Origin of the sequence: Pseudomonas sp. PSPC3-2 (assembly GCF_049897085.1) — a bacterium.
In the GTDB taxonomy this organism is placed as follows: Bacteria; Pseudomonadota; Gammaproteobacteria; order Pseudomonadales; family Pseudomonadaceae; genus Aquipseudomonas; species Aquipseudomonas paraveronii.
Genome location: NZ_JAFCVO010000018.1, coordinates 92,129 through 105,849 on the forward strand (window position 1 = coordinate 92,129; position 13,721 = coordinate 105,849).

A 13,721-nucleotide genomic window follows, 5' to 3' on the forward strand; every position below is an offset into this window, starting at 1 on the left:
CCTTGTAATGCCCGAGCAAGATCTACGTTTACAACAGCTGAAAGTCTGGCTGGATGAGCAGTTGCCGATCCTCTTCAACGCTCAGGACTGGGGCGTCGTACCCCCGGCCACATTGACCGCGGCCAGTAGCGACGCGAGTTTCAGGCGCTACTTCCGCTGGGAAGGCGGGGCGCATACTTTCGTGGTGATGGACGCTCCACCCCCCCAGGAAAACTGCAAACCTTTCGTCGATATCGCCGATTTGTTGGCGAAATCCGGAATAAATGTGCCAAAAATTTATGCAGAAGATTTGCCGCGCGGCTTTCTTTTGCTCAACGACCTGGGCAGAAAAACCTACCTGGACGTGATTGACGAGCAAAATGCCGATCAATTGTTTGTCGATGCCATCGACGCCTTGCTGGCTTTTCAGCAGTTGCCGATGCACGCGCCGCTGCCCAGCTATGACGTCGCTTTACTGCGCCGCGAGCTGGAACTCTTCCCCGAATGGTACGTGCGCCGCCACCTGGGTATCGAATTCGACGCGCACCAGCAGGCGCTCTGGCAGCGTGTCAGCGAGCGCCTGATCGACAGCGCCCTGGCCCAGCCGAAAGTGCTGGTACACCGCGACTACATGCCGCGCAACCTGATGATCAGCGAGCCCAACCCCGGCGTGCTGGACTTCCAGGACGCGGTCTATGGCCCGGTGACCTACGACATCACCTGCCTGTTCAAGGACGCGTTCCTCAGCTGGCCCCAGGCCCGCGTGCGCGAATGGCAGCGCGGCTACTGGGAGCGCGCCGCGACGCTGGGCATCCCGGTGCAGGCGGATTTCGACGACTTCCAGCGCGCCTGCGACCTGATGGGCGTGCAGCGTCACCTCAAGGTGATCGGTATCTTCGCGCGCATTTGCCACCGCGACGGCAAGCCACGCTACCTGGCCGACGTGCCGCGCTTCTTTGCCTATATAGAAGCGGTGCTGGCGGACCGCCCGGAGCTGGGCGAACTGGCTGAACTGTTGGCCAGCCTGCGCGAACCCGCCGAGGCGAGCGTATGAAGGCGATGATCCTGGCGGCCGGCAAAGGCGAGCGGATGCGTCCGCTCACCTTGCACACGCCCAAGCCGCTGGTGCAGGCGGGCGGCAAACGCCTGATCGAGTACCACCTGGAAGCGCTGGCCAGGGCCGGTTTCAGCGATATCGTGATCAACCATGCCTGGCTCGGCCAGCAGATCGAAAGCTATTTGGGCGACGGTGCGCAGTTTGGTCTGCGCATCCGCTACTCCCCCGAGGGCGAGCCTTTGGAAACCGGCGGCGGGATTTTCCAGGCATTGTCGTTGCTGGGGGGTGAGCCCTTTGTGGTGGTCAATGGCGATATCTGGACCGACTACGACTTCGCCCAGCTCCAGCGCCCCCTCCAGGGCCTGGCCCACTTGGTGATGGTCGATAACCCGGCGCATCACCCCTCGGGCGGAGATTTCTACCTGGATCATGGCGTGCTTCATGATGCAGCGCCCGGTGCCGATAACCTGACCTTCAGTGGCATTTCAGTGCTCGACCCCAAATTGTTCGCGGGTTGCAGCGCCGGTGCTTTCAAGCTGGCGCCGTTGTTGCGCGCGGCGATGGCGAAAGGGCAGGTAACGGGGGAACACATGACGGGACGCTGGATTGATGTCGGCACGCTAGAGCGCCTGGCGCAAGTCGAAACCCTGCTGACAGCGGGGCGCTAAGATGTTGTGGCCAGGGACGCTGATCGGCGCCGGGGCTGGCTTCGCCATTGCCAGTATTCCGGGTGGCTTGTTGGGCGCCTTGCTGGGGCAGGCGCTGGATCGCCGCCTGCAACTGCAAAGCTGGGCACAATTGCGTGAGCGCCTGGGCGGGCGCCCGGCGTTGCGCAATGACGAACTGTTGTTTGTGCTGCTGGGCCGCCTGGCCAAAAGCAATGGCCGCGTGGTGGACGGGCATATCCAGCAGGCACGCCAGGAAATGCGTGCGCTGGACATGACGGAGCCGGCCCAGCGCCGCGCGATTACGGCGTTCAATCGCGGTAAATCCGGTTCTGACCGGGTGCGTGCCTACCTGCGCGTCCTCAAGTCCCAGCCCCACGCGGCAGAAGGCGTATTGCGCGCCTGTTGGCGGATGGCTTGGGCGGATGGCCGTGCGGATGATGCCGAGCGCGACTTGATCAGCCTGTGGGGCAAGTGGTTGGGCTGGACACCACAACAGCTTCAGGCGCTGGCCGCCGATTACGCGCCGGAGCGCAAGCCAGTGGCCAGCCGTGGCGCAGCGTATCAGGAGGCGTTGCGGATTCTGGGGGTGACCACCACCACCGAACCGTCGGTGATCAAGCACGCCTATCGCCGCCTGCTCAGCCGCCATCACCCGGACAAAATCGCCGGCACCGGTGCCAGCCCGGCGCAAGTGCTTGAGGCCACCGAGCGAACCCGCGAACTGCATAACGCCTATACGTTGATTCGCGAGCGGCGGGATTTCTGATAGTCGCCCCGTTTTGGCGCGGGCGATCAGCTGTCTTTGGGCTCGGGGCTCAACCACCCGCGAACCCGTCGATACAGTTGCTCATGCTCGGCCGCACTGTTACCGGGCACGGTCTTGAGTGACACCTGCTTGTAGCCGTTATTCTTCAAACGTTTGGCGGCCTGGGCGCGTTCCCGTGCGGTGTCTCGGTCCTGGGCGGCGTCCTGGTAGAAGACATCCGCCGTGGGCACTTTCAAACCCGGGGCGAGTTGTTGCAGGTCCGGTTGGCGACCCACGGGTGCCTTGCCCGCAACCATCACCAGCTTCTGCACCTGGCTCGGTTGTTTCTCGCTCAAGTAACGCGCGGCCCACCAGGCGCCGCTGCCATGGCCGAGCAGCACGACGCTGCGGGCGCCTTGGGTCTGGGCGAAAGCGACGGCGGCATCGATACGCTCGAAGATGCGCTTGGCATCGGTCTTGTCCTGTTCATCCGTGCCTGGCACCACGGCCGGGTCGGTGCCTTCGGCTTCCGCGCTGGCGGCTTGCTCGACCGGTTTGGCGGCGGTGCTGCCGTCTTTGCTGCTGGTGTCGACGGCAGCCTTGGGCGCCTCGATCACCCGTGGCGGCAACGTGTCCAGGTTCACGTCCGGCAGCGATAGGCTGAGGGTGCCCCAGCCGGCATCCGGCAATTTACGTCGCAATGGCGCAATTGCTTGCGGCCAGTCAGCATTTTCACCCGCGCCAGGTACGATAATCACCACGCCTTCGGCTTCGGCGCTGTTGGCCGGTTTCCACAGGGCCAGGAATGAATCGCTGCCGGCCTGCAACTGTTGCTGTTCTTCTCGTGGGATTTGGCGCTCGAGGGCGCTGGCTTCTTCCCGGCTACGCTCCGGCAGGGGCAGGCGTTCGACCGGTTTTTCGGCTGCCGGCGCAGGCGCGTCGGCGGCCTGGGCAGAAAAGACGGCGGTAAAGAGGAGTGACAGGCACAATGCTGGCAGTGCCGAACGGTTTCGAGGTGGCATCGTTAATTCCCGGCCAGAAGTGATTCCAGCAGCCTAATGGGTTGGTCAGTATTTGTCAGTGATGTGAGACGTGGATCATGGGTTTTCGCTGTCTGCTGGTTATCGGCTGTATGTGCTTTGCCTTGATGGCGGGCGCCGCGCCCGTGCCTGTCGCTGCGCAAGCGCAGCTCACTGTGCCGCAGCGTGAATGGCTGGCGCAGCACCCGCAATTGCGGGTGGGGTTGGTCTTGCAGGCGCCGTATGCGCAATACGATCGGCGCCTGCAGCGGTTGTCGGGGGCCAATGTCGAGTTGATGCAATGGCTGGCCAAGGCCCTGAATATCGAGCTGACGTGGCGCAACTTCCCCACTCAGGATCAGTTGGAAGCCGCCCTGCGCGACGGCGAGGTGGACATTGCCCCTGGTCTGCAGCAAACCCCGGCCGGCTTGCGCCTGTGGTTGTTTACGGACCCGTATATGCGCGTGCCCCAGCACATTGTCGGTGTCCGTGAGGGCGGCGGTGCGGTGGAGCTGGAAAAACTCGACGAACATTCCCGCGTTGCCGTGCGCATGCCCAGCGCCGTGGCCGATTACCTGCGTAGCACTTATCCCAGCCTCAACCTGCAAGGCGTGCCCATGGAACGCCAGGCCTTGCAGTTGCTGGTCAGCCAGCAGGCACGTTATGCCGTGGTGGATGAGGCGCAACTGAGCCGGTTGTCGGGCGAGGCTGAGTTTTCCGGGCTGGCGGTGGTCGGCGATATCGGCCTGCCGCAATTGCTGCGCGTGGCGACCCGCCGCGATTGGCCGGAACTGTCCGGCATCATGGAAAGCGCGTTGCGCGCCATCCCCGCCCGCGATCTGGACCAGTTGCACAACCGCTGGCTGCAACCCAAATACCCGCGTCTATCCGAGTCTCCCGGCCTGTGGCAAAACCTCTGCCTGCTGTTGGGGTTGCTGCTGCTCGCCAGCCTCGCGGTAGTGTTTTGGCAGCGTCGCCAGCAACGAGTACTGGAACACAACCTGCTCGCCGCTCGCGAAGAAAGCGCCGCACGCGCTGCCGGCGCCGAAGCGCTGCGCCTGACACAATTTTCCATCGATCAAAGTACCGTCGGCATCCTCTGGGTCAATTGGGACAGTCATGTGCGCTACGCCAACCTGGCGGCGGAAACCATGCTCGGCTACGGTCCCGGCGCGTTGATCGAGCGTCCGCTGGCCGATTTCGACCCGAGCCTGAGCATGGACCGCTGGCTGAACCTATGGAAACGCGCGCGCAACAGTGAAGACGGCCCGCAGCACTTCGCCGCCGACTGCCTGCGCGCAGACGGCAGCATCCTGCCGGCCGAGGTGTCGTTGAGCTTTCTGCGGTTTGCCGAAGGCGAATACTTGGTGGTCTACCTTAATGACGTCACCGAGCGTCGCCGCTATGTGGCCGCGTTGCTGCAAAGCGAAGCGCAGTTGCGTGAGCTGTCGGCGCACCTGGAAACCGTGCGCGAAGAAGAAAAGGCGCGCATCGCCCGGGAAGTACACGACGAACTTGGGCAAATGCTCACCGTGCTCAAGCTGGAAACCTCCATGTGCGAGTTGGCCTATGCGCAACTGGACCCCGGCCTGAACGAGCGCCTGAACAGCATGAAGCGCCTGATTGCCCAACTGTTTCAATTGGTGCGCGACGTGGCCACCGCGTTGCGCCCGCCAATTCTCGACGCGGGGATCGCCTCGGCCATCGAGTGGCAGGCGCGGCGCTTCGAAGCGCGCACGCAGATTCCCTGCCTGGTGCAAGTCCCGGATAACCTGCCGGCCTTGAGCGATGCCAAGGCCATCGGCCTGTTCCGTATCCTGCAGGAGGCGCTGACCAATGTGATGCGCCATGCGCAGGCGCATACTGTCGAATTGACCCTGGCGGTGGAGGGCAAGCAACTGCGGCTGACCATCAGCGACGATGGCGTCGGTTTCGTCGAGGCCCAGGGTCGCCCGGTGTCGTTTGGCCTGGTCGGCATGCGTGAGCGTGTGCTGATCATGGGCGGGCAGTTGAGCCTGGACAGCGAGCTGGGGGAGGGCACCACCCTGAGTGTGACGGTGCCGCTGGATGCATAACGATAAGAGGAAGCCCCTGTGATCCGTGTACTGGTAGCCGAAGACCACACCATCGTGCGTGAAGGCATCAAGCAATTGATCGGCCTGGCCAAAGACCTGCTGGTGGTGGGCGAGGCGGGCAATGGCGAGCAGTTGCTGGATACCTTGCGCCATGTGCCTTGCGAGGTGGTGCTGCTGGATATCTCGATGCCTGGCGTCAACGGCCTGGAAGCCATTGCGCGGATTCGTGCGCTGAGCAACCCGCCGGCGATCCTGGTGCTGTCGATGCACGATGAAGCGCAGATGGCCGCGCGGGCCTTGAAGGTGGGCGCGGCCGGTTATGCCACCAAGGACAGCGACCCGGCCCTGCTCCTGATGGCGATTCGCAAGGTTGCGGCCGGTGGTCGTTATATCGACCCGGACCTGGCCGACCGCATGGTCTTCGAGGTCGGCCTGACCGATTCACGGCCCTTGCATTCGCTGCTGTCGGAGCGCGAGTTCTCGGTGTTCGAGCGCCTGGCCCAGGGCGCCAACGTCAACGACATCGCCCAGCAACTGGCGTTGAGCAGCAAGACCATCAGCACCCACAAGGCGCGCCTGATGCAAAAACTCAATATCACCTCCCTGGCGGAACTGGTGAAGTACGCCATGGAACACAAGCTGCTCTGACGACATGCCTGTTTGCGACCCCCTTCAAAGCGACAGTTGCCGGTTCTTGCCGCTTGCAGCCTGGCGCTCATAGCGGCTCTGTCCTATCCCCGCCATCGCTGTAGGGCATGCCCTACCCACAACCTTCCATCCGGCTGATGTGATTCTCTCCTGGCCCCCGATTTCCGGGGCCCCGTCCCTGGACTACGCTTGTGCCACAGCAGTCCAAAATACAAAGGTGCGGGTATGAGCGAGGTGGATTCAAATGATGTGCTGGTCAGCTTTCGTGGCGTGCAGAAGAGCTACGACGGCGAGAACCTGATCGTCAAGGACCTCAACCTGGAGATTCGCAAGGGCGAGTTCCTCACCCTGCTAGGGCCGTCGGGTTCGGGTAAGACCACCAGCCTGATGATGCTTGCCGGTTTCGAAACGCCGACCGCTGGCGAAATTCAGCTGGCCGGGCGCGCGATCAACAACGTGCCGCCGCACAAGCGTGATATCGGCATGGTGTTCCAGAACTACGCGCTGTTCCCGCACATGACCGTGGCCGAGAACCTGGCGTTTCCGCTGTCGGTGCGGGGGTTGAGCAAGACCGATGTCAGCGAGCGGGTTAAACGCGTGCTGAGCATGGTCCAGCTCGACGCCTTCGCCCAGCGCTACCCGGCGCAACTCTCCGGCGGCCAGCAACAGCGTGTGGCATTGGCTCGGGCGCTGGTGTTCGAACCGCAGTTGGTGCTGATGGACGAACCCCTCGGCGCCCTCGACAAGCAACTGCGCGAGCACATGCAGATGGAGATCAAGCACCTGCACCAACGCCTCGGCGTGACCGTGGTGTATGTGACCCACGATCAGGGCGAAGCCTTGACCATGTCGGACCGGGTGGCCGTGTTCCACCAGGGCGAGATCCAGCAGATCGCTGCGCCGCGCACCTTGTATGAAGAGCCGAAGAACACCTTCGTCGCCAACTTCATCGGCGAAAACAACCGTCTCAACGGTCGCCTGCACAGCCACACCGGCGACCGCTGTGTAGTCGAGCTGGCGCGGGGCGAGAAAGTCGAGGCGCTGGCGGTGAACGTCGGCCAGGTCGGCGGCCCGGTGACCTTGTCGGTGCGGCCTGAGCGCGTCAGCCTCAATGGCTCCAGCGAACGTTGCGTGAACCGCTTCTCCGGGCGAGTAGCGGAATTCGTTTACCTGGGCGACCACGTGCGCGTGCGCCTGGAAGTCTGCGGCATGACCGATTTTTTTGTGAAACAACCGATCGCCGAGCTGGACCCGGCACTGGCGGTCGGCGACGTGGTACCGATTGGCTGGCAAGTCGAGCACGTTCGCGCACTCGACCCACTTCTAGAGGCGAAATAATCGCCCCCATGGCTTCACCAACCCTGCACGTGGAGAGAACAACAATGTTGAGATCCCTTAAGTATTCCGCACTGGCGATCGGTTTGATCGGCGCGACACAGGCCATGGCCGGCCCGGACCTGACGGTCGTGTCCTTTGGTGGCGCGAACAAGGCAGCACAGGTCAAGGCCTTCTATGCACCGTGGGAAAGTGCAGGCAACGGCAAAATCGTCGCTGGCGAGTACAACGGTGAGATGGCCAAGGTCAAGGCCATGGTCGACACCAAGAGCGTGTCCTGGGATCTGGTGGAAGTGGAATCGCCGGAACTGTCCCGTGGTTGTGACGAAGACATGTTCGAACCGCTGGACCCGAAACTGTTCGGTAACACCGCTGACTACGTGAAAGGCGCCATCCAGCCATGCGGCGTGGGCTTCTTCGTGTGGTCGACCGTGCTCGCCTACAACGCTGACAAGCTGAGCAGCGCGCCGACCAGTTGGGCGGATTTCTGGGACACCAAGAAATTCCCTGGCAAACGCGGCCTGCGCAAGGGTGCCAAGTACACCCTCGAGTTCGCCTTGATGGCCGACGGCGTAGCGCCGAAGGATGTGTACAAAGTGCTGGCGGGTAAAGATGGCCAGGACCGTGCGTTCAAGAAACTCGACGAACTCAAGCCGTCGATCCAGTGGTGGGAAGCCGGCGCGCAACCGCCGCAGTACCTCGCCTCGGGTGACGTAGTGATGAGCTCGGCCTACAACGGTCGCATCGCTGCCGTACAGAAAGAGAGCAACCTGAAAGTGGTCTGGAACGGTGGCATCTACGACTTCGACGCGTGGGCTATTCCAAAAGGCCTGGCCAAGGATCGTGCAGAAGCGGCGAAGAAGTTCATCGCCTTCTCGGTGCAGCCGCAGCAGCAGAAGATCTACTCGGAAAACATCGCTTACGGCCCGGCCAACACCCAAGCCGTACCGTTGCTGGCCAAGGACGTGCTCAAAGACATGCCGACCACGCCTGAGAACATTGCCAACCAGGTGCAGATCGATGTGAGCTTCTGGGCCGATAACGGCGAGCAACTCGAGCAGCGCTTCAATTCCTGGGCTGCCAAGTAACTCCATGTGGGAGGGGGCTTGCCCCCGATAGCGGTGTATCAGTTGGTATATGTACTGACTGACATTCCGCCATCGGGAGCAAGCCCCCTCCCACAGGGGATCTGCTGCGTTTGGAAGAGTGCATTCATTTTCAAGTTTCGGAGTTAGCCATGGCCATCGCCGTTCCCTCGACCGAGGTCAACAGCCCCACCCTCAAGCAGCGCCTGGCGCGTGCCGAGCGGCTTAATCGCTGGAAGGCCCAGGCCTTGATTGCGCCACTGGTGCTGTTTTTGCTGCTGGTGTTCCTGGTGCCGATCGTTGCGCTGCTGTACAAAAGTGTCGGTAACCCGGAAGTCGTGGGTGGCTTGCCGCGCACGGTGGTGGCGGTGAAGACCTGGGACGGTCGCGGCTTGCCTGGTGAGCCGGTGTACCAGGCGCTCAGCGAGGACCTCGGCGAAGCGCGCAAAAACCAGACCCTCGGCGATCTGTCCAAACGCTTGAACATGGAACTGGCCGGCTATCGCAGCCTGCTGACCAAAACCGCCCGTGCGCTGCCGTTTACCGCAGCGCCGGCCTCTTATAAAGAAGCGCTGGAAACCCTCGATGAACGCTGGGGCGACCCGGCGTACTGGCAGGCGATCCGACGCAATACCAGCAGCCTGACGCCTTACTACCTGCTGGCGGCCGTCGATCACCGCATCGACGACCTCGGCGAAGTGGCCCCGGCCACGCCGGACCAGGCGATCTACCTGGACATCTTCGCCCGCACCTTCTGGATGGGCCTGGTGATCACCTTTGTTTGTCTGCTGTTGGCCTATCCGCTGGCCTACCTGCTGGCCAACCTGCCTGCACGGCAAAGCAACCTGTTGATGATTCTGGTCCTGCTGCCGTTCTGGACGTCGATCCTGGTGCGCGTGGCGGCTTGGATCGTGCTGCTGCAGTCCGGCGGCCTGATCAACAGCGCGCTGATGGGCATGGGCCTGATCGATAAGCCGTTGGAACTGGTGTTCAACCGCACCGGGGTCTACATCTCCATGGTGCATATCCTGCTGCCGTTCATGATTCTGCCGATCTACAGCGTGATGAAAGGCATCTCGCCGACCTACATGCGCGCCGCGATTTCCCTGGGCTGTCACCCATTCGCCAGCTTCTGGCGTGTGTACTTCCCGCAAACCTACGCCGGTGTGGGCGCAGGCTGCCTGCTGGTGTTCATCCTGGCGATTGGTTACTACATCACCCCGGCCTTGCTGGGCAGCCCGAACGACCAGATGGTCAGCTACTTCGTGGCCTTCTACACCAACACCAGCATCAACTGGGGCATGGCGACGGCGTTGGGCGGCTTGCTGCTGCTGGCCACCGTGGTGCTGTACTTGATCTACAACCGGCTGGTGGGCGCCAGCCGCCTGCGCCTGAGCTAAGGAGACCTTGCGATGCTGAGCCCTTATATGTCGCCCGTGGAGCGGGTGTGGTTCTACAGCTTGCGGATCCTCTGCGGCTTGATCCTGCTGTTCCTGATTCTGCCCGTGCTGGTGATCATCCCGCTGTCCTTCAACAGCGGCAGTTTCCTGGTGTACCCGCTGCAAGGCTTCTCGCTGCACTGGTACCAGGACTTCTTCGCCTCGGCCGAATGGATGCGTGCGCTGAAGAACAGCATCATCGTCGCCCCGGCGGCCACCGTGCTGGCCATGGTGTTCGGCACGTTGGCGGCGATCGGCCTGACCCGTGGGCATTTCCCCGGCAAGGCGCTGGTGATGGCCTTGGTGATCTCGCCGATGGTGGTGCCGGTGGTGATCATCGGCGTGGCCAGTTACCTGTTCTTCGCGCCGCTGGGGCTGGGTAACAGTTTCTTCTCGCTGATCGTGGTCCACGCCGTGTTGGGCGTGCCGTTTGTGATCATTACCGTGTCCGCGACCTTGCAGGGGTTTAACCATAACCTGGTGCGGGCGGCGGCCAGCCTGGGGGCATCGCCGTTGACCGCGTTTCGCCGGGTGACCTTGCCGCTGATTGCGCCGGGGGTGATTTCCGGCGCGTTGTTCGCGTTTGCCACCTCGTTCGACGAAGTGGTGGTGACGCTGTTCCTCGCCGGCCCCGAGCAAGCTACCCTGCCGCGCCAGATGTTCAGCGGTATCCGCGAAAACCTCAGCCCGACGATTGCGGCAGCGGCGACCTTGCTGATTGCCTTTTCGGTGTTGTTGCTGCTGACCCTGGAGTGGTTGCGCGGCCGTAGTGAAAAACTGCGTACCGCCCAGGTCTAAATGTGGGAGGGAGCTTGCTCCCTCCCACATGGGTTCTGTGACCATTCAGCTGTTGAATGGAATACAACCGATCTCCTTCAGCTACTCTTGTGCCAGCCCACAATCAACAAGAGGCCGCGCACATGAGTACTTCCTCATTCAAGATCGCCCATAAACTGCTGACTGGCGCCGGTGCCATCGAACAACTGGCCGCCGAGCTGACGCGGCTGGATGTCGACAACCCGCTGATCGTCACCGACGCCGCGCTGGTCAAGTCAGGCACTGTTGCGCTGGCGCTGGCGCATTTGGGCGGGCGCGCCTACGAGATCTTTGACCGGGTGCTGCCCGACCCGGAAATCGCCATTGTCGAAGATTGCATGCGCGCCTACCGCGAAGGCGGGCACGACGGCCTGATCGGCTTGGGCGGCGGCAGTGCAATCGATATCGCCAAAAGCGTGGCGGCCTATGCCGGTTATCACGGCGCCCTGGCGGATCTGTTCGGCGTCGACCAGGTACCGCGCAAGGGCCCGCCGTTGATCGCCATTCCCACGACGGCCGGCACCGGCTCGGAAGTGACCAACGTCGCGATCCTCTCCGACAAGGTCGCACAACTGAAAAAGGGCATTGTCAGTGACTTCCTGCTGCCGGACGTCGCACTCATCAGCCCGCAGATGACCCTGACCTGCCCGCGCAGCGTCACCGCCGCCAGTGGCGTGGATGCGCTGGTGCATGCCATCGAGTCCTACCTGTCGCTGAATGCCTCACCGATTACCGATGCCTTGGCCATCGGCGCGATCAAGCTGATTACCAAGGCGTTGCCCAAGGCTTACGCCAACCCGGCCAACCTGCAGGCCCGCGACGACATGGCCACCGCCAGCCTGATGGCCGGGATGGCGTTCGGTAACGCCGGGGTCGGGGCGGTGCATGCGTTGGCCTACCCGCTGGGCGGGCGCTTCAATATCGCCCATGGCGTGAGCAACGCGCTGTTGCTGCCGTATGTCATGCACTGGAACAAGCTGGCCTGTGTCGAGCGCATGCAGGACATTGCCCAAGCAATGGGCGTGAATGTCGCCGGCCTGAGCGTCAACGCTGCCGCCGACCAGGCGGTCGAGGCGATGACGCGGTTGTGTGCCGACGTGGAGATCCCTTCGGGCCTGCGCAGTTTCGGCATCCCCGAAGACGCCCTCGCGGGCATGGCCACGGAAGCGGCGGGTATCGAGCGCCTGATGCGCAACAATCCGCGCCGGCTCAGCGTCGCCGATATCGAGAAAATCTACCGGGCAGCGTACTAGCCGTTTAGTTAGGTCACGGTGCGCAGGGCAAAGCATGAGGTATACAATGCGCGCCATCGTGATTTAGCTCAAAAAAGGTGCGTCATGCAGCCCTTCGTTATCGCTCCATCGATTCTCTCCGCCGACTTCGCCCGCCTCGGCGAGGAAGTGGACAAGGTGTTGGCCGCCGGTGCCGACTTCGTCCACTTCGACGTCATGGACAACCACTACGTTCCCAACCTGACTATCGGCCCGATGGTTTGCGCGGCGTTGCGCAAGTACGGCGTCACCGCGCCGATCGACGCGCACCTGATGGTCAGCCCGGTGGACCGCATCGTCGGTGACTTCATTGACGCGGGTGCGACTTACATCACCTTCCACCCGGAAGCCTCGCTGCACGTCGACCGTACCCTGCAACTGATCCGCGAAGGCGGCTGCAAGGCGGGCCTGGTGTTCAACCCGGCCACCCCGCTGGACGTGCTCAAGTACGTGATGGACAAGGTCGACATGGTGTTGCTGATGAGCGTCAACCCAGGTTTCGGCGGGCAGAAGTTCATCCCCGGCACCCTCGACAAGCTGCGCGAAGCCCGCGCGCTGATCGATGCCTCGGGGCGTGACATCCGCCTGGAAATCGACGGTGGGGTCAACGTCAACAACATCCGCGAAATCGCTGCGGCCGGCGCCGACACCTTTGTGGCCGGCTCGGCGATCTTCAATGCGCCTGACTACCAGGAAGTCATCGCCAAGATGCGTGCAGAACTGGCGCTGGCGCGTCCATGAGTGGCTTTGAGCGGCTGTTCCCCGGCAAACTGCCACGGTTGGTGATGTTCGATCTGGACGGTACGTTGATCGATTCGGTGCCGGACCTGGCAGCGGCGGTGGACGAGATGCTGCTCAAGCTGGGGCGCAAGCCGGTAGGCATCGAGTCGGTGCGCGAATGGGTCGGCAACGGCGCGCAGAAGCTGGTGCGCCGGGCGCTGGCCAACCACATCGATGCCGAGGGTGTCGATGATGTCGAGGCCGAGCACGCCCTGGAATTGTTCAATGCGGCCTATGAAGACCACCACGAACTGACCGTGGTGTACCCCGGCGTGCGCGACACCCTCAAATGGCTGAGCAAGCAGGGCGTGGAAATGGCCCTGATCACCAACAAGCCGGAGCGCTTCGTCGCGCCGCTGTTGGACCAGATGAAAATCGGCCGTTACTTCCGCTGGATCATCGGTGGCGATACGTTGCCGCAGAAGAAGCCCGACCCGGCGGCGCTGTTCTTTGTGATGAAAATGGCCAATATCCCGGCGTCCGAGTCGTTGTTTATCGGCGACTCGCGCAGCGATGTGCTCGCGGCCAAAGCGGCGGGCGTGCAGTGCGTCGCCTTGAGTTACGGCTATAACCACGGTCGGCCGATCGCCGAAGAGTTGCCCTCGCTGGTGATTGATGACCTGCGCCGGCTAATCCCCGGTTGCTTGGGAGCTGGCGCTGAGATAACGTTGCCAGACACCGATCCGTCCCCCTCTGGAAGTGCCATCGTGGTAGTCACTCGCAAACTCTGGATGAAAGTCATCAAGGCCCTGGCCCGCTGGCGTTGGCGCGCCTGACTGATCCTCGCCGCGCGTTGCGGCACGT

13 protein-coding genes are annotated in these 13,721 nt (G+C 62.7%); 12 read left to right on the forward strand and 1 reads right to left on the reverse strand.

The window, feature by feature from the left end; genetic code table 11:
* Nucleotides 1-7: 7 nt before the first annotated feature.
* The 3 genes from ACP7CJ_RS24125 to ACP7CJ_RS24135 are packed head-to-tail and all read left to right on the forward strand — an operon-like array spanning nt 8 to nt 2,470.
* A complete protein-coding gene (locus ACP7CJ_RS24125) occupies nt 8-1,033 on the forward strand; it encodes an aminoglycoside phosphotransferase family protein (protein ID WP_426102342.1) in 1,026 nt (341 codons plus the stop codon).
* Nucleotides 1,030-1,704 (forward strand): N-acetylmuramate alpha-1-phosphate uridylyltransferase MurU, encoded by a 675-nt coding sequence (murU, locus tag ACP7CJ_RS24130; RefSeq protein ID WP_426102344.1) that lies wholly within the window; start codon nt 1,030-1,032, stop codon nt 1,702-1,704. The genes ACP7CJ_RS24125 and murU overlap by 4 nt, the downstream gene beginning before the upstream one ends.
* 1 nt (nt 1,705) lies before the next feature.
* The gene (locus ACP7CJ_RS24135; protein WP_276195131.1) at nt 1,706-2,470 is read left to right on the forward strand and encodes a TerB family tellurite resistance protein; all 765 of its coding nucleotides are present in this window, start codon (nt 1,706-1,708) and stop codon (nt 2,468-2,470) included.
* 26 nt (nt 2,471-2,496) lie between these two features.
* On the opposite strand, the gene ACP7CJ_RS24140 is transcribed toward ACP7CJ_RS24135, so the two are convergent.
* The gene (locus tag ACP7CJ_RS24140) at nt 2,497-3,471 is read right to left on the reverse strand and encodes an alpha/beta hydrolase family protein (RefSeq protein ID WP_276195130.1); all 975 of its coding nucleotides are present in this window, start codon (nt 3,469-3,471) and stop codon (nt 2,497-2,499) included.
* Nucleotides 3,472-3,548: 77 nt separating this feature from the next.
* On the opposite strand from ACP7CJ_RS24140, the gene ACP7CJ_RS24145 reads away from it, so the two are divergent.
* The 9 genes from ACP7CJ_RS24145 to ACP7CJ_RS24185 all read left to right on the forward strand — a co-directional run bounded on the left by ACP7CJ_RS24145 (nt 3,549) and on the right by ACP7CJ_RS24185 (nt 13,693).
* A complete protein-coding gene (locus ACP7CJ_RS24145; RefSeq protein ID WP_276195129.1) occupies nt 3,549-5,543 on the forward strand; it encodes a sensor histidine kinase in 1,995 nt (664 codons plus the stop codon).
* Between the two features lie 18 nt (nt 5,544-5,561).
* On the forward strand, nt 5,562-6,191 hold the full coding sequence (locus tag ACP7CJ_RS24150; RefSeq protein ID WP_426102346.1) for a response regulator: 630 nt from the start codon (nt 5,562-5,564) through the stop codon (nt 6,189-6,191).
* A gap of 225 nt (nt 6,192-6,416) precedes the next feature.
* Nucleotides 6,417-7,529, forward strand: a complete 1,113-nt coding sequence (locus ACP7CJ_RS24155; protein ID WP_276195127.1) for an ABC transporter ATP-binding protein — start codon at nt 6,417-6,419, stop codon at nt 7,527-7,529.
* A gap of 44 nt (nt 7,530-7,573) precedes the next feature.
* The gene (locus tag ACP7CJ_RS24160; protein WP_253399628.1) at nt 7,574-8,614 is read left to right on the forward strand and encodes an ABC transporter substrate-binding protein; all 1,041 of its coding nucleotides are present in this window, start codon (nt 7,574-7,576) and stop codon (nt 8,612-8,614) included.
* A gap of 149 nt (nt 8,615-8,763) precedes the next feature.
* A complete protein-coding gene (locus tag ACP7CJ_RS24165; protein WP_276195126.1) occupies nt 8,764-10,011 on the forward strand; it encodes an ABC transporter permease in 1,248 nt (415 codons plus the stop codon).
* Between the two features lie 12 nt (nt 10,012-10,023).
* The gene (locus ACP7CJ_RS24170; RefSeq protein ID WP_024077705.1) at nt 10,024-10,848 is read left to right on the forward strand and encodes an ABC transporter permease; all 825 of its coding nucleotides are present in this window, start codon (nt 10,024-10,026) and stop codon (nt 10,846-10,848) included.
* A gap of 122 nt (nt 10,849-10,970) precedes the next feature.
* Nucleotides 10,971-12,119 carry an iron-containing alcohol dehydrogenase gene (locus ACP7CJ_RS24175; RefSeq protein WP_276195125.1) on the forward strand — a complete coding sequence of 383 codons (1,149 nt, stop codon included), beginning with the start codon at nt 10,971-10,973 and terminating at the stop codon, nt 12,117-12,119.
* Between the two features lie 84 nt (nt 12,120-12,203).
* Complete coding sequence (rpe, locus tag ACP7CJ_RS24180) at nt 12,204-12,878, forward strand: ribulose-phosphate 3-epimerase (RefSeq protein WP_276195124.1); 675 nt, start codon at nt 12,204-12,206, stop codon at nt 12,876-12,878.
* The gene (locus tag ACP7CJ_RS24185; protein ID WP_426102348.1) at nt 12,875-13,693 is read left to right on the forward strand and encodes a phosphoglycolate phosphatase; all 819 of its coding nucleotides are present in this window, start codon (nt 12,875-12,877) and stop codon (nt 13,691-13,693) included. Before rpe ends, ACP7CJ_RS24185 begins: the two co-directional genes overlap by 4 nt.
* Nucleotides 13,694-13,721 lie beyond the last annotated feature (28 nt).